A 20,121-nucleotide genomic window follows, 5' to 3' on the forward strand; every position below is an offset into this window, starting at 1 on the left:
GTCCACGTCCGTCCTTCGCTGACGGCTTCGCGTCCGCTCCATCCCCGTGACACGGCGGTGCGCTCTCTCGCGCCCGCACCAAGTGCCATCCCCTCGGTGCGCTCGGACGCCATTCCCCTTTTCGACGAGCGCACACCCATGAACCCGCAAGGGAACCCGAAATAAAGGAGAAAAACCCCATGCAGACGTGGGCAAAGCGCGGACTCCAGACCGCATTTGTCACGGGTGGGTTGCTGATGCTGGGCACCGGCATCGCCTCGGCTGACGAGAACGTCAACCCTGACACCCCTGCCTCCCCGCTCGACCTGAACGTCACGGTTCCGATCCAGGAAGCCAACAACGCGGTCGGCGTCCCGTTCGGCCAGCTGGACCTGCCCGCCGGGCAGACGGAGCTGAGCACCAAGCCGGCCACCAAGGCCGCGAACGAGGCCGCGAAGCAGTTCGACCAGGCCAGCCCGATCAGCGACAGCACGCTGGTCGGCAAGTTCACCCCGAGCCACCGGAACCTCAAGGGCAACAAGGTCACCGGCGACCTCGTCGTCCCGATCCAGATCGTCGACAACGCGATCGGCGTGATCGGCGACGCGAACGTCGCGGGCACCGACCACTCGCAGACCTGGTCGCACGACCAGGACGTCAAGACGACGGGCCGGGACTCCAGCCTCGCGGGCAACGCCGTCGTCCTCGACTGGGCGCTCCCCGTCCAGATCGCCGGGAACGGCGGCGGCGTCGCCGGCGGCACCGGCCGCGTGATCGGCGGGTCGGCCAGCCAGAGCACCGCCGAGACCGGGGACGTCGCCACCAACGGCGACGGCTCCTCGCTCTCCGGCAACGTGGTGGGCGGCCAGTTCGCCACCCCGGTGCAGGTGACCGGCAACGCCGCGTCCTACCTGCTCGGCAACGGGCAGAGCCACGGCTACTCCGCCGACACCGTCGCCGCCTCCGGCGGCTCGCTGCTGAGCTCCGGCGACCGGGCCTCCGGGTCGGGCAACGTGGTCGGTGCGCCGATCGCCCTGCCGGTCAAGTTCAACTGCAACTCCGGCGCGGTGTGGGGCTCGCTGTCGGACTCCGACGGCTGCAACACCTCCGCCGACGCCTTGGCGGGGGCCATCCGCACGGTCCGTGGCGGCTCCCCGACCTACCTGGCGACCAGCGGCAACGACTCGTTCCTCTCCGGCAACGCCGGAGCGGCCGCGCTGTCCCCGATCGCGAACGTCGCGGGTGTCGCGGGCTCGTGGATCGGCAACGCCTCGGCGGGCCTCCCCGAAACCGGCAGCTCCTCCAGCACTGTCGACTCGGGTGGCCTGGTCACGACCGCCGGTGACAACTCGAGCGGATCGGGCAACGTCCTGAACCCGGCGCTCGCGCTGCCGGTCGAGGCGTTCGGCATCGGTGGCACCTACATCGGCCAGGCGAACGCCGCGCACGACAACACGACCGACGCCAACGCGGGCGACGGCAGCTACACCCGGGGCAACGGCGCCTTCCTCGGTGGCAACACCGTCAACTCCCACGCCGCGGGCGCGCCCGAGGTCTTCGGCATCGGCGGCAGCCACATCGGCAACGCGACCGGCACGGCGACCGAGGACAAGAAGGTCACCGCCGGCGGGTACGACGGCACGCTCGGCAACGACTCGTCCGGCTCGGGCAACCTCGTCCAGGTGCCGGTCGCCCTGCCCGCCGAGGTCTTCGGCATCGGTGGTTCGTTCATCGGCCAGGGCTCCGGCGCGGCCGACGAGACCAAGGTCCTCCACGGCGGCGGCGGTGGCAACACCCACGACGACAACGGCTTCCTGAGCTCGAACCTGGGCGCGGTCCCGCTGTCGACCCCGGTGCAGGCCGCCAACATCGGTGGCGCCTTGATCGGCCAGGGCCACGGCAAGGGCTCGACCGACACGACGTCCATCGCGGGCGGCGACCTCAAGGCGGCCGGCCCGGTCGGCGCCGCCGCGGGCAACATCATCGAGGCTCCGGTCGCGCTGCCCGTGCAGGCGATGGGCGTCGGTGGCGCGCTCGCCGGCATCGGCACCGGTGAGAACGACAACATCACCGACGCGAAGGCGGGCGGCGACGCCCTGACCAACGGCCGCGACGGTGCACTGACCGGCAACATCGTGAAGGCCCCCATCGCGGGCGCCGGCTCGGTCTTCGGCGACGGGATCGCCGCGGCCGCGCTCGGCACCGGCAAGGGCACCAACGACGTCGCGTCGGAGGCGGGCGGCGACGCCACCACCAGCGGCAACCGCGGTAGCGTGGCCGGCAACATCGTCGGCGTGGACCCGCTGGCGGTGGCGCAGGTCTTCGGTGACGCCGCCAGCGTGGCGGGTGTCGCCAAGGGCGCCGGCATCAACATGACCGAGGTCGAGAACTCGGGCGACGACACCACCTCCGGTGTCGAAGGCGCGATCTCCGGCAACATCCTCGACCTGCCGGTGACCGCGATCGCGCAGCTGTTCGGCGACGCGGTGACCGTGGGCGGCGTGGCGAACGCCCTCGGCGAGAACACGCTGACCACGGAGAACGGCGGTAAGGCGCTCACCGCGGGCGACCAGTCCAGCCTGTCGGGCATCAACGCGTACCACGCGTTCGCGCTCCCGGTGCAGATCTTCGGCGTGCCCCTCGAGCTGCTTGGGGTGGCCACCGCCTACGCGACGGACGCGACGAGCATCGACGACGAGGCCGTGGACCCCATCGCCTTCCCGCACGAGGGCTCGGAGCTGGCGGTGGACGAGCTGCCGTCGCTGGCCGCGCTCCGCAGTGGCCTGCCCACCCGGGGCGGCCTGCCCACCCAGGGCGGCCTGCCGTCGCTGGACGGGCTGTCGGGCAAGCTGCCGGTCGCCGGTCTGGTCGGCGGGCTTCCGTCGCTGAACGGGCTGACCAGCGCGGTGCAGACCAGCAACCTGTCCACCCAGGGCCTGCCCACCCAGGGCCTGCCCATGCGGGCGCTGCCCGCGGTGGCCGGGCTCGTCGGCAACCTGCCGGCCGCCAAGCTGCCTGCTCAGGGTGTGCCCGCGGTGGCTGGGCTCGTCGGCAACCTGCGGAACGCCGAGCTGCCCACCGAGGTGCTGCCGGCGGTGGCCGGGCTCGCGAGCAACCTGCCGGCCGCCAAGCTGCCCACCCAGGGCCTGCCCGCGCTGCCGGTCGCGGCTCCGCTGGCTGTCAAGCGCGCCGACGTGCCGTCGGTGACCAGCCCGCTGTCGGGTGCCTCGGGGCTGGCGCACCTGCCGGCTCCGGCGCTGCCCACCGCGCCGGCGCTGCCGGTGAACGGCCTGTCGTCGCTGGGTTCCCTCGGGGGCCACGGCACCGAGCGTGCGGACGTGCCGGCTGCCGGCCTGCCCGTGGCGCTGCCGGCCCTGGGCGGCGTTCCGGCGCTGCCGAAGCCGGCCCTGCCCTCGGTCCCGGCGCTGCCGGTGAACGGCCTGGCGTCGCTGGGCACCCTCGGGAGCCACGGCACCCAGCGTGCGGACGTGCCGGCCACCGGCCTGCCCGTCGCGGCCCCGGCCCTGCCCGTCGCCCTGCCGACGGCGCTGCCGACCGCGCTGCCGGCCGTCCCGGCCCTGCCGGTGAACGCGAAGCTGCCGGTGCTGGACAGCACCCCGCAGGTTCCGGCGATGTCGGGTCTGGACTCGACCGGCTTCCTCGCGAAGCTGCTGGGTCTGGTGAAGCGCAAGTAGTGCGGTGACGCCGGCGGGTTCTCCGGAACCGGGGAACCCGCCGGCCCACGAACCCCGCTGTCACGGCGGCAGGCGCTCCACCGCGCCGCGAGGGCGACCTCGCACGGAGCGCTCCGGCGACGTGACCGCGGCTGCGGGACCACCCGCGAACACCGAATGGCACTCCTTCCCTGGAGACGACGAGCCCCAGGAGCCGGTCCGGCTCCTGGGGCTCGTTCGCGTCTCGCGGACAGGTCAGGAGAACTGGAGGGAACGCTTCGCCAGGCCGTGCCAGAAGCCGTCGATCACCGTGCGGCCGGAACCCTCGTCCGAGGTGGCGCCGAGGGAGACGAACAGCGGCGCGAAGTGCTCGATCCGCGGGTGCGCGAGCGTCGCCGCCGGCGCCTTGTGGCGGAAGTCCAGCAGGGTGTCGACGTCGCCGCTGCGCAGGACCTCGGCACCCCAGTGGTCGAACTCGGCCGACCACGCCGGCGGCGTCCCATCGGTGGCGCGGGCCATGCCGCTCAGGTTGTGGGTGAAGAAGCCGCTGCCGATGATCAGCACGCCTTCGTCGCGCAACGGCGCGAGCTTGCGGCCGACGTCGAACAGCTCCCGCGGGTCGAGCGAAGGCATCGAGACCTGCAGCACCGGGATGTCGGCGTCCTGGTACATCTCCACCAGCGGCACGTAGGCGCCGTGGTCGAGGCCGCGCTCCGGGGCGTCGTGCACCGGCGTCTCAGTCGAGCGAAGCAGCTTCCGGACCTTCGCCGCCAGCTCCGGCGCGCCGGGAGCCGCGTACTTCACCTGGTAGTAGCGCTCGGGGAAGCCCCAGAAGTCGTACACGAGCGGCACGGTCGTCGTCGCCCCGATGGTCAGCGGTGCTTCCTCCCAGTGCGCCGACACGACCAGGATCGCGCGGGGCTTCGGGAGGTCGGCGGACCAGCCGGCGAGCTGGCGGGTCCACGTCGTGTCGTCGGCGAGCGGCGGGGCGCCGTGGCTGAGGTAGAGAACCGGGGTGCGGGTCATCGAGCGCTCCAGTGCTTGAAAGTTCAACTACTAGAGTATCCGACGCTGCCGCGGCCCGGGATATTCCTCAGGCGGCGCCGAGGTTCGCGGCGCACCGCTCCAGTGTGCGCAGCGTGGTGCGGTAGTCGTCGTCGCTGATGCCCTCGACGGCTTTCGCGCGGAACTCCTTGATGCGCTCTTCGACGCGGGTGTGGGCTTCGCGGCCGTCGGCGGTCAAGGTGTCGTCCTGGCCGACCCAGCCGCGGGCCCGCAGGTCGGCCACCTTCGGGGCCATCGAGCCCTCGCCGGTGACGAACGGCGCCATCGCCGTGTCGACCTGCTCCGGCGTGCGGGCGCCGAGGGCGATCGTGTTGAGTACCTGCCAGTGCCGGCGAGTCAGTGACTCCGCGTCGAGGGTCCGGGCCATGGAGGATTCGAGAAGCTCGTGGAGGTGGCGAAGCCACCAGCCGAGGGGTTTCATGAGGACTCCGATATGTCGGTGAACAACTGCATGTAAAAGTACATGTAGTTCGGAGAGGGGGCAACCATGCCGGACGGCGTGGCCGACGTCGAGCGCGCCATGATCGCGATCCGCCGCAGCCAGCAGCGGCGAGCCCTCAGCCGGATCGGCAAGGCGAGGGGCCGCGGCGCGCACGACCCGGTGTTCGAGCTGCTCGACGTCGTCGAAGAGCTCGCCGAACGCGGCGAGCCCAGTACGGTGACGGCCTTGAGCGCGGCGATGGGCGTCGACCAGCCGCGCGCCAGCAGGCTCGTGGCGCGCGCTGTCGAGCAAGGGCTGCTTCGCCGCGAAGCCGATCAGCGCGACGGACGACGTGCGGTGCTCGTGCCGACCGAAGCCGGCCAGGCGCACCTCGACGAGCTGCACGCCTTCCGCCGCGGGGTGTTCGCGGAGGTCATGGCGGACTGGCCGGACGAAGACCGCGAGACGTTCGGCCGGCTCCTCACGGCGTTCGTCCGCGGGTACGGCGCCCTCGGCTAGTCGTGCGAGAGGTCGACGAAGCGGCTGTAGTGCAGCTGGTGCGCGACGGTGATCGTCGCCGTCGGGCCGGCGCGGTGCTTCGCGATGATCAGGTCCGCCTCGCCCGCGCGCGGGTCGTCCCGCTCCCAGGCGTCCGGGCGGTTGACCAGGATGACGAGGTCGGCGTCCTGCTCCAGTGAGCCGGACTCACGCAGGTCGGACAGCATCGGGCGCTTGTCCGTGCGCTGCTCCGGACCACGGTTCAGCTGGCTGATCGCGATCACCGGGACCTCGATCTCCTTGGCCAGCAGCTTCATCTGCCGGGAGAACTCCGAGACTTCCTGCTGCCGCGACTCGACGCGCTTGCCGGACGTCATCAGCTGGAGGTAGTCGAGGACGACGAGCTTCAGGTCGTTGCGCTGCTTCAACCGGCGCGCCTTCGCGCGGATCTCCATCATCGTCATGTTCGGCGAGTCGTCGACGAACAGCGGCGCCTCGGACACCTCGCTCATCCGGCGGGCCAGCCGCGTCCAGTCGTCGTCGGACATCTTGCCGCCGCGCATGTCGGCGAGGCGGATCTTGGCCTCGGCCGAAAGCATGCGCATGACGATCTCGGTCCGGCTCATTTCCAGCGAGAAGATGACGCTGGTCAGGCCGTGGCGGATCGACGCCGAGCGCGCGAAGTCCAGGCCCAGTGTCGACTTGCCGACACCGGGCCGGGCGGCCACGATGATCATCTGGCCCGGGTGCAGCCCGTTGGTCAGCTCGTCGAAGTCGGTGAAGCCGGTCGGGATGCCCTGCGACTGGCCACCGCGCGAGGCGATCGCGTCGATCTCGTCCATCGTCGGCTGCAGCAGCTCTTCCAGCGCGACGTAGTCCTCGCTGGTCCGCCGCTCGGTGACGTCGTAGATCGCGGCCTGCGCGCGGTCGACCACCTCGTCGATGTTCGCGCCGTCGGCCGCGGCCGCGCCGTAGCCGTACTGCACGATCCGGGTGCCCGCCTCGACCAGGCGGCGCAGCACCGCCTTCTCCGAGACGATCTCCGCGTAGTAGCCGGCGTTCGCCGCCGTCGGCACCGTCGCGATCAGCGTGTGCAGGTAGGGCGCGCCGCCGACGCGGCCCAGCTCCCCGCGCCGCTCCAGCTCCGCCGAGATGGTGATCGGGTCGGCGGGCTCACCACGGCCGTAGAGGTCGAGGATGCAGTCGTAGATCGCCTGGTGCGCGGGCTTGTAGAAGTCGTCGGGGCCGAGCGCCTCGATGACGTCGGCGACCGCGTCCTTGGACAGCAGCATGCCGCCGAGCACGGACTGCTCGGCCGCGATGTCCTGCGGCGGCTGGCGGTCGAACGCGCCACCGCCGGGGCCGGGATCGCTCGGGCCCGGGTCGGACTCCGCGTACATCGGACTGCGGTCGTCGGTCAGCGCCACCGCCCCGGACACCTCCTCATCGTGTCGAACACTCGTTCGAGTATGCCGGATCTTTGCTCTCGAAGCACGTGGCCGGCGCTCGTGCGTCCGGCCACCCCGGACCTCGCCCCCCGATGATCGGCGACAACGCCGGCCGGCTGCCGCAGACACGCGGAGCGCCACCGTGAGTACAGGCCCGAGCGGGCACGCTAGATCCCCCGGACGGCCGATGGCAATTCAGGGTGGGGACCCTTCTGTGGACAACCTGGGGATGAATGGGGGTAACCAATCACAGGTGCCGCCAGAGCTGTGGACAAGTTGGGGACAAGCGTGATCGGCTTTGCGGAATCCGCAGGTCAGAGGCTGTGAACAAGGTGTGGAGAACTTGCGAAAAACTCGTCCGGCGTGTCGCGCGAAGTCCGTCCTTCGGCGTGTCGTGGACCAGTTCGAGCCCATTGACCCACACGGCCTGTGGATGAATATCACGGAGGGTAGACGCGTCACCCGGTGGCCTGAACGCACGTTCGGTCAGGCCGCGGTGAGCCGGCCCTGTGCGCTGCGTAACCGGTCAGCGAGAACGCGCTGGTCGGCCGGGGTGAAGGCGATCCGGTTCTCGCCGCGTCCCGGAATCTCCTCGGTCAACCATCGGCCTTCCGACGTATCGATGTAGTTCACCGGGCGTTCGATCCGGTGCCGCGCGCCGGTGCGGCTGCGGGCCGCGACGTAGAGGCTGCCACTCCCCATCCGGCGCAATGCGAGGATCCGGCGGAGCTCCTCGACCTCCTGCGAACCTTCGGCCGGGCGGTCGCTGCGGAGCACCGCGAACCCGCCGCCGTCGTCCCTGCGGGCGGTCCCCTCGAGCTGGCTCTTCGGCACGGCGATCGGTGTGCCGCGGCCCGGGGCCAGCTTCGGGATCTGGCCGAGGAAGTCGTCGAGCAGCTCGCCCGGCCGCGAGGACGCCAGCACGACGACGTCCAGCTCCTCGTGCTTGGCCAGCACGAACGCCTCGCCCCCGGCGCTGCCGGCCAGCAGCCGGTAGCTCACCGGCTTGCCCTGGAACCCGCCGTCGACCCAGCCGTAGTACTCCAGCTGCGGCCGGGCGATCGCCTCGATCGTCGCGACGAACCCCGGGTGCATGCCGCGCGGGCCGAACAGCCCGGCCTTGGCGAGCTCGGCGTTGGCCCGCTCGTCCTCGGCGCGCTGGGCTTCGTCGCTGTACCAGGTCGGCGTCTCGGACAGCACCGTGTGCGGCTCGCCGCCCCGGCGCCGGATCAAGGTGATCAGGGTGCCGGTCGTGATGGTGACCTGCCTGTCCAGCACGCTTTCCCCCAGTAGGAATTCGAACCCGGTGCAGCGAAAGACGCCGGGCGCGCCCATCTTGGCACGCGCCCGGTGGTCCCGCGTGCGCTACTCGCCGATGACCGGCGGCGCCGTCAGCTCGTCGCTCCCGAAGATGTCGTTCGGGTCGTCGCCGAGCAGGTACTTCGACGTGCGTTCCTCGTCGCCGCCGCCCTGGCCCTTGGCGCCGCCGGGGTGCATGCCGCCCATGCCACCCATCCCGGAGGCGCCGCCGCGTCCCGCCGCCGCGCCGCCCATCGCCCCGCCGGCACCCGTGCCGCCCCGGCCGGTGCCGGCCGCGTCCGCGCCACCGGGCATGGCACCGGTCGCGCCGCCGGGGCCGAAGCCACCGCCGCCCGGCCCGAAGCCCGCCGCCGCCGGGTCGCCGATGCCGCCCGAGCCGCCGGGCCCGAAGCCACCGCCGGGGATGGAGAAGTCACCCGCGCCGCCCCCGCCGCCCGAGCCGCCGGGGCCGAAGCCGCCGGCCCCGGGGATCTTCGGCGGCGTGAACCCCGACGAGTGGGTGCCGTCGCTGAAGTTCGGCGGCGTGTAGGTGCCGACGCCGGGGATCTTCGACGGGTCGTAGTTCCCGCCCGGGATCTGCGACGGGTCGAAGTTCGGCGGCTTCGCGGGGTCGAAGCCCGGCACCTTGCCCGGGTCGAAGCTGCCACCCGGGGTGTTCGGCCGGCCGGGGAAGGAGGGGACACCTCCCGGCCCGGGCATGTTCACGCCGGGCACCGAGCCGGTTCCGGTGCCGGTCCCATCGCCGGTCCCGTTGCCGTTGCCGTCCCCCGAGCCGTTGCCGTCCTGGCCGCCCGGCTTCTTCTTGCCGTCCTTGCCGCCGTCGACGTTGACGTTCTCCTGCTGGCCCTGGAGCGCCGAGTACGTGGGCATCTTCTGGCCGTTGTCGTTGCTCGCCTTGTAGTAGGTGTTGAAGGCGTCGACGTTGGCCTGGCCCTTGGCGTTGTAGTCGCGGATCGCCCGGTCGGTGTCGGTCGTCCACGGCGTCACCGCGTTGAGCAGGTTGTTCTTCGGCGGGTCCTTCGGCACCTGCTGCACCTGCGCGTGCACCGTGGTGAAGGCGTTGTGCTGTTCCCCGAGGTACTTGTCGGAGTCGGTGAGCTTGGTGCCGGAGTCCTGCATCCACACCCGCAGCGGGTGCGCGCCGGCGTTCTGCGCCGCTTCGGCGCCGCCGCCGGTCCAGGCCGCGTCCATCTCCTTGGCCAGCGCGTCGATCGTGCCGAGGCGTTCGGAGTAGGCGCCCTTCAGCCGGCTCGCCGCCGACTGCCCGTTCTCGATCGAACCGGCGCCCGGACCGGTGGTGATCTTCTCCCAGATGTCGTAGCAGTCGATCTTGCGGTCGCCCTGCACCGACGTGTGGTCGTCCGAATGCGTGGTGGCCATGTTGTACGCGGCGAAGCCGCCGAGGAGCACCAGTTCCAGCATCTCAGCCTCCCAAGGCGTGGATCATCGCTTCGCCGAACTTCTGCGCCACCGTGCACGGGTCCGACGCCCCGGCGCCGTGGTCGTACTGCACCAGGATGTTGACCGCCAGCTGGTCGGTCACCCCGACGAACAGGCCGCACTTGCCGCTCTTGCGCCCGTCCACCGCCGCGGCGTAGACCGACGGGTACCCGTAAGCCTGGGACTCGCCGAAGTAGGCGTCGTTGGCCTTGGTGTCGTAGACGTCCTGCAGGCCGTTCTTGTTCGCCGTCACCGTCGTGACGTCGATCTGGTTGCCCGGGTCGGCGGCTTCCTGGAACGTGCAGCTCGGGCCGTTGCCCGTGGTGCGCGGAGCGCCCTCGCCGAGGGCCAGCGTGGAGCGTCCGGAGGCGTCGATCGTGGCGCAGGCGTCCGAGGTGATCGACGCGGTGTCCAGCGGCCTCGGCACCCTCGGCGCGGTGTCGGCGGTGGACCGGGTGGTCTCGCTGCTCGACTCGGCGGTGGACGGCGCCGGGTTGGCGGTGCCCCGGGTCTTGCCGGCGCAGCCGGCCAGCGCGAGCACGGCGAAGGCCAGCGCCGGGACGGCGATGAGTCGGCGGTTCACGTGGGCTGGTTCCCCGTCTTCGAAAGGTCGGCGGATGCGTCCGACTCCTTGGTGGTGATCTTCTGCTTCGCGGCGGTGAGCGCTTCGATGTAGTTCTTGACGTAGTCCTGCATCTTCTGGTTCTGCTCGAGGAACGCCTTGCCGGACGGGTTCGCGAGCTTCTCCCAGTCGCCGCTCGCGAACTCCTTGCCGGGCGCCTTCACGTTCGCCATCAGGTTGGCGTCGTCGTAGTCGCGCTTCAAGTCGGCCTGCAGGTCCTGCCACTTCTTGATGACGCCGTCGATCTTGTCGGCGTCGAACGTGAAGCCGCCGCCACCGGCCGGCGCGGACATGTTGACCTCGTTACCCATCCCGATCCACCCCTTCGCATCCGGCGCCCATTCTCCTCCGACGCCGCCGAGGTGTCCGAGGTTCCCCGAAAAGAGTGAAGGCGGGCCGCCCACCAGGGGCGACCCGCCTTTTCACGACGTAACTGCCTTACTACTGCGCGACGGCCTTGACCTCGAGCCGCACCTCGACCTTGACGTCCGGGTGCAGCCGGGCGCCGACCGAGTGCTTGCCCACGGTCTTGATGTGGTCGCGCAGCTCGATGACGCGCTTGTCGAGCAGCGGGCCACCGGCCGCCTTGATCGCGTCGACGATCTCGGCCGAGGTGATCGAGCCGAAGAGCTTCTTCGAGCCCTCGGCCGCCTTGCCGGTGAGCTGGATGGCGCCGAGGCCCTCCAGCGTCGCCTTGATCTCCTTGGCGTGGTCGAGGTCGCGGATGCGACGGCTCTCCTGCGCGCGCTGGATGGTGCGCACGTTCTTCTCCGCGCCCTTGGAGGCCGGGATCGCGTAGCCCCGCGGGAGCAGGTAGTTGCGCGCGTAACCGTCCTTGACCTCGACGATGTCGCCGGGGCCGCCCAGGTTGGCCACGTCCGTGGTGAGGATGATCTTCGCCATGTCTGTGCCCTCCCTTAGCGCGCGGTCGAGGTGTAGGGCAGCAGCGCCATCTCGCGGGAGTTCTTGACCGCGATGGCGATGTCACGCTGGTGCTGGCTGCAGTTGCCGGTGACGCGACGGGCACGGATCTTGCCGCGGTCGGAGATGTACTTCCGCAGCAGGTTGGTGTCCTTGTAGTCGATCAGTTCCGGGCGGCCCTTCTTCTCGGCCTTGCAGAACACGCAGACCTTCTTCTTGGGCTTGCGGATGGGTGGCTTGGCCACTGTCTACTCCTGGTAATTCAAATCTTTGTGGATGTGTACGAGATCAGAACGGAGGCTCGTCGGAGAAGCCGCCGCCACCGCCGCTGCTGCTCGCGGCCGGCGCGGAACCCCACGGGTCGTCGGCCGGCATTCCGCCGCCACCGCCGCCGCCGCGGTTCCCACCGCCGCCACCGCCGCCGAAGTCACCGCCGCCACCGCGGCTGACCTTGTTGACCTTGGCCGTGGCGTAGCGCAGCGAGGGGCCGATCTCGTCGACCTCGAGCTCGACGACGGTCCGCTTCTCGCCTTCCTTCGTCTCGAAGGACCGCTGCTTCAGGCGGCCCTGCACGACGACGCGGGCGCCGCGGGTCAGGGACTCGGCGACGTTCTCCGCCGCCTGGCGCCAGATGTTGCAGCGCAGGAACAGCGCCTCGCCGTCCTTCCACTCGCCCGACTGCTTGTCGAGCGTGCGCGGGGTGGACGCGACGGTGAAGTTCGCGACCGCCGCACCGGAGGGGGTGAAGCGCAGTTCCGGGTCGGACGTCAGGTTGCCGATCACCGTGATGACGGTGTCTCCAGCCATCGGGATTCCCCTTCGGCTCAGGCCTTGGCGGCGGCGGGCTTGGCCGCGGCGCGCTTGACCTCGCGACGCATGACCTTGGTGCGGAGCACGGTCTCCTGCAGCGACAGCTGGCGGTCCAGCTCCTTCACCGCGTCCGAGGACGAGTTCAGGTCGAGCAGGGCGTAGATGCCCTCGGCGTGCTTCTTGATCTCGTACGAGAGGCGACGACGGCCCCAGACGTCGACCTTCTCGACGCTTCCACCCGAAGTGCGGATCACGTTGAGGAAGGTGTCCAGCGTCGGAGCGACAGTGCGCTCGTCGAGCGTGGGGTCCAGGATGACCATTACCTCGTAATGGCGTGACACAACCACTCACCTCCTATGGGCTCGCGGTCACGGACTGTCCGTGACAGGAGGGTTTGTCCAGGTAAGGCTACCTGGGGGCCTCGGGGAGACCGGACAGCGGGGTCTTCTCCGGGGAGTCAGGCGGCCCGGCGGAGCACCCAGGTGCGGACGAGCCCGGCGGTCACCCCGGCGAGCACGATCACCGCGATCAGCATGGGGAGCTGCACGTCGTTCGGCGCGCTGCTCGAGGCCACCGACTGCGCGTTGCCGGCGTCGCGGATGTCCACGCCCTGGCCGCTCTGGTCGCCCGCGCCCGCCTGCGGGGCGGCCGCGTCGCCGGGGAGGGTGCCGTTCGCCGGGTAGCGCACGCCCGGGGCGACGGCCGTGCCGGCGGTCGCCGTCGGGATGCCGCCGTAGTCGCGCATCGGGGCGCTGCCGCCGGTGCCGCCGGCGGTGCCCGGGTTGAGGTTCGAGAGGTTGCCCGACGCGCCACCGGGGGTGGTGCCGGTACCGCTGCCCTGCTGGGTGCCGGTGCCGCCGCCCTGCTGGGCCGGGGTGCTGGGGGCCACGTAGTTGCTCGCGAGCACCGTGAGGCCGCAGCCCGCGGCGACCGTGCTCTCCACGCTGTTCAGCGTCTTGTTCCAGTCGAGCCCGAGGCCCCACGTGCCGGACGCGGCCAGCGCGGTGCGCACCGCCTTGCCGATCGCGGCACCGTTCGCCTCCCCGCCCGCGGCGTTCGGCACCTGGCCGACCGGGATCGAGTGGTTCTTGGCGATCGAATCGCCCGCCCAGCTGCCGACGGCGAGGGTCCCGGCGTTGTTCGCGCCGTTGGTGACCAGGGTCTTGACCGAAGCCCCGTCGATCGCCACCTGGTCGCCCATCTGCCCGCTGACCGAGCCCGTGCAGCTGTTGCTGACGAGGGTCGTGGCGGCGGAGGCCGTGCCCGTGGAGAGGAATGCGCCGCCGGCCAAGAAAGCGACCATGGCGGTGACGGTCAGGGTCTTCCGCACGAGCACTGTCCTCCAGGGAATTACGGGGGCGTCGTTCCGGGCAACACCAGAATGAACGACCGAGATACGTGAAAGATACTCGGCAGTCGGATCAATTCGCAGCGGCCATCCGGCGGAGCACCCAGGTGCGGACGAGGCCCGCACTGGCTCCGGAAAGCGCCAGGACCGCGATCAGCAGCGGCAGGTTCGACCCGTTGGTGAAGCCGTCCGACGCCGAGGGTAGCGCTTCCGCCTGGCCCGCGGTCTGGACGCCGGAGGCGGCGTCCGGCGTGCCGGCCGGACCGGTGAGGCCGTACTGCGGCGCGTAACCGGGGATCTGGCTGCCGTACCGGATCGCCGGGGACGGGGTGAACAACCCGGCCGTCGCGAACGGGATGCCGCTGTAGTCGCGCATCGGGGCGTAGCCGGTGCCGAAGGTGAAGGGGAAGCCGCCGAACAGCGGGGTGCTCGCGAAGCCGGGCAGGAGCGGGCTGTTCGCGTCCGGGATCGGCGTGGTGCCCGCCGGGGTCCCGCCCTGCTGCGGCGCGCCGCCGGACCCGTCCTGGGCCGGTGGCTGCTGCTGGGGGTTCCCGCCCGTGCCGCCGGGTTGCTGCGGCGCGGGCTGGCCGCCGCCGGTGAGCGAGCGGAGGCCCTGCTGGGTGCCGCCGGTCACGCCCTGGACGCCCTGGTTGATGGCGCTCGCCGCGGGCGCGCCGACCACCGGCACCGGCGAGACGACGGTGTTCACGACGTTCACGGTGACCTGGCAGAGCGTGCCGAGGATGGCGTTGATCGTCCCGGTCAGCACCTTCGTGCCCTCGGTGACGACGCCCAGGTTGAGCGGGAGGCCGAGCAGCGGTGTCGTGGCCTTGACGGTGTCCCCGGGCTTGGCGCTGATCGTGTCACCGCACTTGGCCGTGAGCGTGTCCGCCGAGGCGGTGCCGGGCATCCCGAGCACGGCCGAACCCGCGAGGGCGACCGCCGCCGCACCGACCGCCGTTGCCCTCCGTGTCCGATCCCGCATGCTCGCCGCCCCTGGTCGTCGCCTACTTACCAGTACAACGACGTTAAGGCAGCCGGGTGACGCCCGCTCGTTCAGAAATGTCCGGCATTCGGGTGGAAGCCGAGGTCACCGTGCGTCAGGCGGGGCTGCGGCGAATCCAGGCCCGGACGAGCGCGGCCGCGACGGCCGCCAGCGCGAGCACCGCGAGCAGCATCGGCAGCTTCGCCGGCGGGGTGACCGCCGGGAGGGCCTCCGCCGTGCCGGGCCGCTCGGCGTCGACGGTCGGCGGCGGGACCTGCTGACCGGGGATGATCTGCGCGATCACCGGCGCCTGCACCAGGGTGCCCGGCAGCAGTGCGGCGTTGGTGAAGATGCCCGAGATCGTGTCGCCGGGCAGGCCCGCGTTGCCCGGCCCGGTGACCACCGGTCCGGTGCTCGAGCCGGGCAGGTCCGGCCCCGGGGCCGGCGGGTTCGGGTTCGGGCCCGGGCTGGGCGGGTTCGGCCCCGGCGGAGCGGGCGGAGCGGGATCGGAAGGGCCCGGCGGCAGTTCGGCGGCGACGCCCTGCGTCAGGTTGCCGACCGCGTTGACCGTGCCCTGCGCGACCGGGCAGACGCCCTTCGCGGCGGCGTCGCCGACCAGCGGCACCCGGCCGATGCCGAGCGCCTTCACCGTGTCGCCGAGCGGCAGCGTGAGCAGGGGGGCCGAGCCGTTCGTGTTCCGCGAACTGGAGTCGAGGCCGATGGTGAGCTGGTTCGGGGCGTTCAGCGGGGCACCGGCGTCGAGCACCAGGCCGTTCGCACTCCCCTGCTGCAGCGTGGCCTGGCAGTCGCCGCCCAAGGTGGGGCTGGGATCGGCGCTCGCCACGCCCGGCGCGGCCAGCGCGGCCGAGGCGGCGATCGTGAAACCCAGTGCGGTGATCCGGGTGACGCGCTTCCCCATCATGCCCTCCGGCAGTCGGACCAATCTGGATCACGGAACGCGCTCACGGTACTCCACGAGCGTCACCAACCGGGCCCACCGGCCGGAAACGGGCCCGGGAGTAGCGTGCAACGCATGCTGATTGGCGCCCATGTCCGTGACGACGACCCGTTGCCCGCGGTCGTCGAGCGCAAAGCCGAAGTCGTCCAGTTCTTCCTCTCGGACCCGCAGGGCTGGAAGGCCCCGAAGCCGCACCCGCACGGCGAGGCCATCGCGGCCGACCCGGTCGAGGTGTTCATCCACGCGCCGTACCTGATCAACGTGGCTTCGCTGAACAACCGGATCCGGATCCCGTCGCGGAAGAACGTCACGCAGCACGCGGACGGTGCGGCCGCGATCGGCGCGAAGGGCCTGATCGTGCACGGCGGGCACGTCGGCGCGAACGACGACGCCGAGGCCGGCCTGGACAACTGGCGCAAGCTGTTCGAGCGCGAGCAGGAGAAGGGCGGCTTCAAGGTCCCGATCCTGATCGAGAACACCGCCGGCGGCGAGAACGCGATGACCCGCGACCTCGACGTCATCGCCCGGCTGTGGGACAAGGTCGGCGAGTTCGGCGCCGGGTTCTGCCTGGACACCTGCCACGCGTACGCCGCGGGCTGGGACCTCGCCACCGCCGTCGACAAGGTCAGGGCCATCACCGGCCGGATCGACCTGGTGCACCTCAACAACTCCCGCGACGAGTTCGGCTCGACGCGCGACCGGCACGCCAGCATCGTGCAGGGCGACGGGACGATCGACCCCGAGGCGCTGGTCGCCGTCGCCCGCGAGGCGGGCGCCCCGGTCGTCGTCGAGACGCCGGCCGACGGGCAGGCCGCCGACATCGCCTACCTGCGGGAACAGCTCGGTTAGACGGTGACGGCCTTCCGGCGGCGCCGGGTGGCGTTCGGGATGATCACGTCACGGGCGCCGTCGAGGAAGCCGCCGGCCGGGTCGTCGTCGCCGTCCATCCGCACCAGGTCGGTGGCCGGGCGGTAGATCTCCCGGACGACCAGCACGCAGAGCCCGATGACGGCGAGGTCGCGGACCACGACCGTGCCGAGGAACCACCCCTCGGGCAGGCCCTTGTGGTCGACGCCGAGGTAGTAGAACATCCGCGGCACCCAGACGACGGCGTCGATCAGCATCCAGCCGAGCAGCAGCCGCCAGCGCGGGATCGCGAGCACCGCCAGCGGCACCAGCCACAGGGAGTACTGCGGGCTCCACACCTTGTTCGTCAGCAGGAACGCGGCCACGACGAGGAACGCCAACTGGCCGACGCGCGGCCGGCGGGGCGCGGCCAGCGCGAGGTAGGCGATCCCGGCGCAGCAGGTCAGGAACAGCACGGCCACCGTGACGTTCAGGTACGTCGGCGTCTGGTTCTTCTGCAGCACGCCGTCGAACCCGGCCCAGCCGCTGGTGTACGAGAAGACGTTGTACAGCGAGTCCGGGTCCATCGGCCGCAGGGCGCTCATCCGGAAGAACTCCCACCAGCCGCGGGTCGCGGTGAGGATGAACGGCGCGTTCACCGCCAGCCACGTCACCACGGCGGCGCCCGCGGTCTTCCAGAACGGTGTCAGCTTGCCCGCGCGCTGGCACAGCGCGAACAGCACGCCGAGCAGGAAGAGCGGGTAGAGCTTCGCCGTCGCGCCCAGCCCGAGCAGGACACCGGCGAGCAGCGGGCGTTTCCGCGCCCAGGCGAGCAGGCCGGTCGCGGTGAACGCGGTCGCGAGCGCGTCGAAGTTCGTGAACGCGTGCACCAGCACCAGCGGCGAGATCGCCACCAGGACCATGTCCCACGGGCGGCGTCTCACCGTCCGGCCGGTCGCCCACACGGTGACCAGCCACGCGAGCGCCAGGAAGAACGCCGTGATGTCGAAGTAGACCGCCACCGGCAGCGCGCCGGGCAGCCAGCCGGACTCGGCGACGTTCAGCCAGCCCGCCGCGAGCTTCGCGTTCGCCCACTGGAAGAGGCCGGTGAGCACCGGGTACTCCATGTACCGGGTGTTGTTCTCGGCGGTTTGCGAGCTTTCCTGCCACGACGTGTAGTACGGGAAGGTGCCCGGCCGGTCGAGCCGCTCGGAGCCGTAGAGCGGCACGATGTCGGAGTAGCACATGGCCACGAACGGACGGCCCGCGCGCCAGTCGAGCTGGGTGGCGCCGCTCGAGTCCTGGTACTGCTGGATGCAGGAGCCCTTGCCGAACCAGCACAGCATCAGCGCCAGGGTGGCCAGCAGCAGCCCGACGCGCTGGGGCGACCAGAACCAGTGCCTGCCGACCGCCGCGTGCTCACCGAGCGGGCCGCCGAGGGGTCTGGTGACCGCCGCCGCGAGCGGCTCGTTCCAGCTCGGGACGATCCGTTCCGCCCGGGTCAGCGTCACGGGGCCGGGTTCCGGCTCCCGCGTGGTCTCCTCTGGCACGAGGCGGATCGTATCGGTGATCGGCGTGCGCGGTGGTGAAGCCGGTGATCATGCCGGATTCGCGTAGAACGAGGCCAGCACCTCCGCGGCCGCGCCGCGGGTGACGATCTCCTCGCCGGAAGCGTCTTCGACGACCTCGATCCGCTGCCAGTGCGGCAGCGGCAGCAGTTCCTCGAGCCGGGCCGAGACGGCTTCCCGGTGGACGTCCGGCTCGTCCCGGACCGCCCGCCCGGCCAGCACGATCCGCTCGAGGTCGAGCACCTGCACCAGGTCGGCCAGCCCGATGCCGAGGAAGCCGGCGGCGGCCCGGGTGTCCGGCGCCCGCTTGGCCATGATCTCGACGCAGCCGCGCCGCCCGCACGCGCAGCGCGGCCCGTCGTAGGCGATCGTGGTGTGCCCGAACTCACCCGCGTTGGTCCGCGGGCCGCGGTAGAGCCGCCCGTCGATCAGCAGGCCGACGCCGATGCCGGTGCCGACGAGCACCACCGCGGTCGCCGTCGGCTCGCCGTGCGGCCAGAGCCGGGCGAACGCGGCGGCGTTGGTGTTCTTGTCGAGCGTCACCGGCAGCCCGGTGCGCTGCTCCAGCAGCTCGCGCAGGGGCACGTCGTGCCAGCCGGGCATGTTCGTCGCGTCGCGGACCAGGCCGGCGCGGTGGTCCAGCGGGCCGACCGCGCCGAGGCCGAGGCCGAGCACGTCGAAGCCGTCGGCGAGTTCGAGGGCCGTGGTGCCGATGGCGTCGACGGCCTGCGCGGGCGTGAAGCCGCGTGGCAGCGGGCCACCCGCCGTCTCCTCCACCTCGCCGACGAGGTTGGCGCGCAGCACGCGGTACTCGTCGCGGTCGAGGCGCGCGCCGAGTGCGTGCCTGGCGCCCGCCCGGATGCGCAGCGCCGTGCGGGGCTTGCCCACGCCGGCGGACGGCAGCCGCTCCTCGTCCAGCAGGCCGGTGTCGAGCAGTTCGGGGACGATCTTGGAGACGGCCTGCTGGGTGAGCCCGGTGCGTTCGGCGAGTTCGACCCGGCTGAGACCACCGGCGCGGAGGATGTGCGTGAGCAGCAGCACACGGTTGTGCTCGCGCACGTCGCGCAGGTTCACCCCGGTGTCCGCCATGGACAGGATCTTCGCACGTCCGGCCAGTTAGGCAACGCTGTTGTTTTATCAAGGGGCGGCGGGGTTTAATGACGGCATGGCGGACGACTTGCGCGTGGGCATCCTCGGGTACGGCATCGGGGGCCGCGTTTTCCACGCGCCCCTGGTGGCGGCGACGCCCGGGCTCACGCCGGCGGTGATCACGACGTCAAGCAACGCCGCGCAAGCCCGCATCGACCACCCTGGCGCGGAGATCGTGCCGGACGCCGACGCGTTGTTCGAGCGGGCGGGCGACCTCGACCTCGTCGTGGTCAGCACGCCGAACCGCACGCACGTGCCGCTCGCCCTGCGCGCGATCGAAGCCGGCCTGCCGGTGGTCGTCGACAAGCCGTTCGCGCCGACCGCGGCCGAAGCCCAGCGGGTCGTCGATGCGGCGAAGGCGGCGGGCGTCGGCCTCACGGTCTTCCAGAACCGGCGGCTGGACTCCGACTTCCTCACCGTGCGGAAGGTCCTCGATTCGGGACGGCTCGGCGAGGTGTTCCGCTTCGAATCCCGCTACGACCGCTGGGTGCCGAAGCCCAAGGACAACTGGCGCGAATTCGGCGACCCGGCCGAGGCCGGCGGCCTGCTCTACGACCTCGGCGCGCACATCGTCGACCAGGCGCTGCAGCTGTTCGGCCCGGTCACCCGCGTCTACGCGGAGGTCGACCGCCGCCGGGCCGGCGTCCAGGTCGACGACGACGTCTTCGTCGCGCTGCACCACGCGAACGGCGTCCGCTCGCACCTGTGGGCGACCGCGCTGGCGGGCACGCAGAACCCGCGGTTCCGGCTGCTCGGTGACCGGGCGACCTTCACCAAGTACGGCCTCGACGTGCAGGAACCGCAGATCAAGGCGGGCCTGCGCCCCGGCGACGCCGGCTGGGGCACCGAGCCCGCGGCGGACGCCGGGAAGCTCGGCGTCGGCCCGGAGATCGAGACCGTGCCGACCGAGACCGGCCGCTACGAGCAGTTCTACGCCCAGGTGCGCGACGCCCTGCGCGGCGAAGGCGAGTTCCCGGTCGACCCGGCGTCGTCGGTCGAGACCCTGCGCGTGATCGAGGCGGCCCACCGCGCCGGCGTCGAAGGCACCGTGGTCGAGCTCTGACCCCCT

At 71.6% G+C, this 20,121-nt stretch carries 20 protein-coding genes; 4 read left to right on the plus strand and 16 right to left on the minus strand.

What is annotated here, in order from left to right:
- Positions 1-179 precede the first annotated feature (179 nt).
- Positions 180-3,674: a beta strand repeat-containing protein gene (locus C2L58_RS26095; protein ID WP_233225940.1), complete on the plus strand. Its 3,495-nt coding sequence runs from the start codon at positions 180-182 to the stop codon at positions 3,672-3,674.
- 234 nt (positions 3,675-3,908) lie between these two features.
- Here C2L58_RS26095 and C2L58_RS26100 read toward each other — a convergent pair whose 3' ends face one another.
- Together C2L58_RS26100 and C2L58_RS26105 are read right to left on the minus strand one after the other, a co-directional pair.
- A complete protein-coding gene (locus C2L58_RS26100; RefSeq protein ID WP_103340290.1) occupies positions 3,909-4,679 on the minus strand; it encodes a dioxygenase family protein in 771 nt (256 codons plus the stop codon).
- A gap of 67 nt (positions 4,680-4,746) precedes the next feature.
- Positions 4,747-5,139, minus strand: a complete 393-nt coding sequence (locus C2L58_RS26105) for a MarR family winged helix-turn-helix transcriptional regulator (protein ID WP_103340291.1) — start codon at positions 5,137-5,139, stop codon at positions 4,747-4,749.
- A 66-nt stretch (positions 5,140-5,205) separates the two neighbouring features.
- Here C2L58_RS26105 and C2L58_RS26110 point away from each other — a divergent pair, with 66 nt between their 5' ends.
- Positions 5,206-5,658, plus strand: a complete 453-nt coding sequence (locus C2L58_RS26110) for a MarR family winged helix-turn-helix transcriptional regulator (protein WP_103340293.1) — start codon at positions 5,206-5,208, stop codon at positions 5,656-5,658.
- Here the strand turns inward: C2L58_RS26110 and dnaB are convergent.
- From dnaB to C2L58_RS26170, 12 genes are all read right to left on the minus strand, one after another.
- Positions 5,655-7,064, minus strand: coding sequence for a replicative DNA helicase (dnaB, locus tag C2L58_RS26115; protein WP_103340387.1), 1,410 nt, complete (start codon positions 7,062-7,064; stop codon positions 5,655-5,657). The two genes, C2L58_RS26110 and dnaB, sit on opposite strands and share 4 nt — an antisense overlap.
- A gap of 507 nt (positions 7,065-7,571) precedes the next feature.
- Entirely contained in the window at positions 7,572-8,363 is a 792-nt protein-coding gene (locus C2L58_RS26120) for an ESX secretion-associated protein EspG (RefSeq protein ID WP_103340388.1), read from the minus strand.
- Between the two features lie 87 nt (positions 8,364-8,450).
- A complete protein-coding gene (locus tag C2L58_RS26125) occupies positions 8,451-9,827 on the minus strand; it encodes a hypothetical protein (protein WP_103340295.1) in 1,377 nt (458 codons plus the stop codon).
- Position 9,828: 1 nt separating this feature from the next.
- Positions 9,829-10,428: a DUF3558 domain-containing protein gene (locus C2L58_RS26130; protein WP_103340297.1), complete on the minus strand. Its 600-nt coding sequence runs from the start codon at positions 10,426-10,428 to the stop codon at positions 9,829-9,831.
- Positions 10,425-10,778: a hypothetical protein gene (locus C2L58_RS26135; RefSeq protein WP_103340298.1), complete on the minus strand. Its 354-nt coding sequence runs from the start codon at positions 10,776-10,778 to the stop codon at positions 10,425-10,427. Before C2L58_RS26135 ends, C2L58_RS26130 begins: the two co-directional genes overlap by 4 nt.
- 130 nt (positions 10,779-10,908) lie before the next feature.
- The gene (gene rplI / locus C2L58_RS26140) at positions 10,909-11,370 is read right to left on the minus strand and encodes a 50S ribosomal protein L9 (protein ID WP_103340299.1); all 462 of its coding nucleotides are present in this window, start codon (positions 11,368-11,370) and stop codon (positions 10,909-10,911) included.
- A gap of 14 nt (positions 11,371-11,384) precedes the next feature.
- Positions 11,385-11,633 (minus strand): 30S ribosomal protein S18, encoded by a 249-nt coding sequence (gene rpsR / locus C2L58_RS26145; RefSeq protein ID WP_003098744.1) that lies wholly within the window; start codon positions 11,631-11,633, stop codon positions 11,385-11,387.
- A gap of 43 nt (positions 11,634-11,676) precedes the next feature.
- Positions 11,677-12,195, minus strand: a complete 519-nt coding sequence (locus tag C2L58_RS26150; protein ID WP_103340301.1) for a single-stranded DNA-binding protein — start codon at positions 12,193-12,195, stop codon at positions 11,677-11,679.
- 17 nt (positions 12,196-12,212) lie between these two features.
- Positions 12,213-12,539 carry a 30S ribosomal protein S6 gene (gene rpsF / locus C2L58_RS26155; RefSeq protein ID WP_176742059.1) on the minus strand — a complete coding sequence of 109 codons (327 nt, stop codon included), beginning with the start codon at positions 12,537-12,539 and terminating at the stop codon, positions 12,213-12,215.
- 116 nt (positions 12,540-12,655) lie between these two features.
- Complete coding sequence (locus C2L58_RS26160; protein ID WP_233225944.1) at positions 12,656-13,501, minus strand: hypothetical protein; 846 nt, start codon at positions 13,499-13,501, stop codon at positions 12,656-12,658.
- A gap of 118 nt (positions 13,502-13,619) precedes the next feature.
- Complete coding sequence (locus C2L58_RS26165; protein WP_199191444.1) at positions 13,620-14,531, minus strand: hypothetical protein; 912 nt, start codon at positions 14,529-14,531, stop codon at positions 13,620-13,622.
- 115 nt (positions 14,532-14,646) lie between these two features.
- Positions 14,647-15,453, minus strand: coding sequence for a hypothetical protein (locus tag C2L58_RS26170; protein WP_103340302.1), 807 nt, complete (start codon positions 15,451-15,453; stop codon positions 14,647-14,649).
- Positions 15,454-15,564: 111 nt separating this feature from the next.
- On the opposite strand from C2L58_RS26170, the gene C2L58_RS26175 reads away from it, so the two are divergent.
- Complete coding sequence (locus tag C2L58_RS26175; protein ID WP_199191445.1) at positions 15,565-16,338, plus strand: deoxyribonuclease IV; 774 nt, start codon at positions 15,565-15,567, stop codon at positions 16,336-16,338.
- Here the strand turns inward: C2L58_RS26175 and C2L58_RS26180 are convergent.
- Complete coding sequence (locus C2L58_RS26180; RefSeq protein ID WP_103340305.1) at positions 16,335-17,885, minus strand: glycosyltransferase family 87 protein; 1,551 nt, start codon at positions 17,883-17,885, stop codon at positions 16,335-16,337. The genes C2L58_RS26175 and C2L58_RS26180 overlap by 4 nt on opposite strands.
- 48 nt (positions 17,886-17,933) lie before the next feature.
- Positions 17,934-18,992 (minus strand): ROK family transcriptional regulator, encoded by a 1,059-nt coding sequence (locus C2L58_RS26185; protein ID WP_103340307.1) that lies wholly within the window; start codon positions 18,990-18,992, stop codon positions 17,934-17,936.
- Between the two features lie 76 nt (positions 18,993-19,068).
- Here C2L58_RS26185 and C2L58_RS26190 point away from each other — a divergent pair, with 76 nt between their 5' ends.
- Positions 19,069-20,115 (plus strand): Gfo/Idh/MocA family oxidoreductase, encoded by a 1,047-nt coding sequence (locus tag C2L58_RS26190; RefSeq protein ID WP_103340309.1) that lies wholly within the window; start codon positions 19,069-19,071, stop codon positions 20,113-20,115.
- Positions 20,116-20,121: the final 6 nt, after the last annotated feature.

This window comes from Amycolatopsis sp. CA-126428 (assembly GCF_002904335.1).
In the GTDB taxonomy this organism is placed as follows: Bacteria; Actinomycetota; Actinomycetes; order Mycobacteriales; family Pseudonocardiaceae; genus Amycolatopsis.

Bases quoted from the DNA above. Each gene is read 5' to 3' on its own strand.
- C2L58_RS26125 (WP_103340295.1), bottom strand. From the start codon at position 9,827: ATGCTGGAACTGGTGCTCCTCGGCGGCTTCGCCGCGTACAACATGGCC.
- C2L58_RS26095 (WP_233225940.1), top strand. From the start codon at position 180: ATGCAGACGTGGGCAAAGCGCGGACTCCAGACCGCATTTGTCACGGGT.
- C2L58_RS26110 (WP_103340293.1), top strand. From the start codon at position 5,206: ATGCCGGACGGCGTGGCCGACGTCGAGCGCGCCATGATCGCGATCCGC.
- C2L58_RS26100 (WP_103340290.1), bottom strand. From the start codon at position 4,679: ATGACCCGCACCCCGGTTCTCTACCTCAGCCACGGCGCCCCGCCGCTC.
- C2L58_RS26190 (WP_103340309.1), top strand. From the start codon at position 19,069: ATGGCGGACGACTTGCGCGTGGGCATCCTCGGGTACGGCATCGGGGGC.
- C2L58_RS26185 (WP_103340307.1), bottom strand. From the start codon at position 18,992: ATGGCGGACACCGGGGTGAACCTGCGCGACGTGCGCGAGCACAACCGT.
- rplI (WP_103340299.1), bottom strand. From the start codon at position 11,370: ATGGCGAAGATCATCCTCACCACGGACGTGGCCAACCTGGGCGGCCCC.
- C2L58_RS26150 (WP_103340301.1), bottom strand. From the start codon at position 12,195: ATGGCTGGAGACACCGTCATCACGGTGATCGGCAACCTGACGTCCGAC.
- C2L58_RS26170 (WP_103340302.1), bottom strand. From the start codon at position 15,453: ATGATGGGGAAGCGCGTCACCCGGATCACCGCACTGGGTTTCACGATC.
- C2L58_RS26135 (WP_103340298.1), bottom strand. From the start codon at position 10,778: ATGGGTAACGAGGTCAACATGTCCGCGCCGGCCGGTGGCGGCGGCTTC.
- C2L58_RS26105 (WP_103340291.1), bottom strand. From the start codon at position 5,139: ATGAAACCCCTCGGCTGGTGGCTTCGCCACCTCCACGAGCTTCTCGAA.
- C2L58_RS26160 (WP_233225944.1), bottom strand. From the start codon at position 13,501: ATGGTCGCTTTCTTGGCCGGCGGCGCATTCCTCTCCACGGGCACGGCC.
- C2L58_RS26175 (WP_199191445.1), top strand. From the start codon at position 15,565: ATGCTGATTGGCGCCCATGTCCGTGACGACGACCCGTTGCCCGCGGTC.
- C2L58_RS26165 (WP_199191444.1), bottom strand. From the start codon at position 14,531: ATGCGGGATCGGACACGGAGGGCAACGGCGGTCGGTGCGGCGGCGGTC.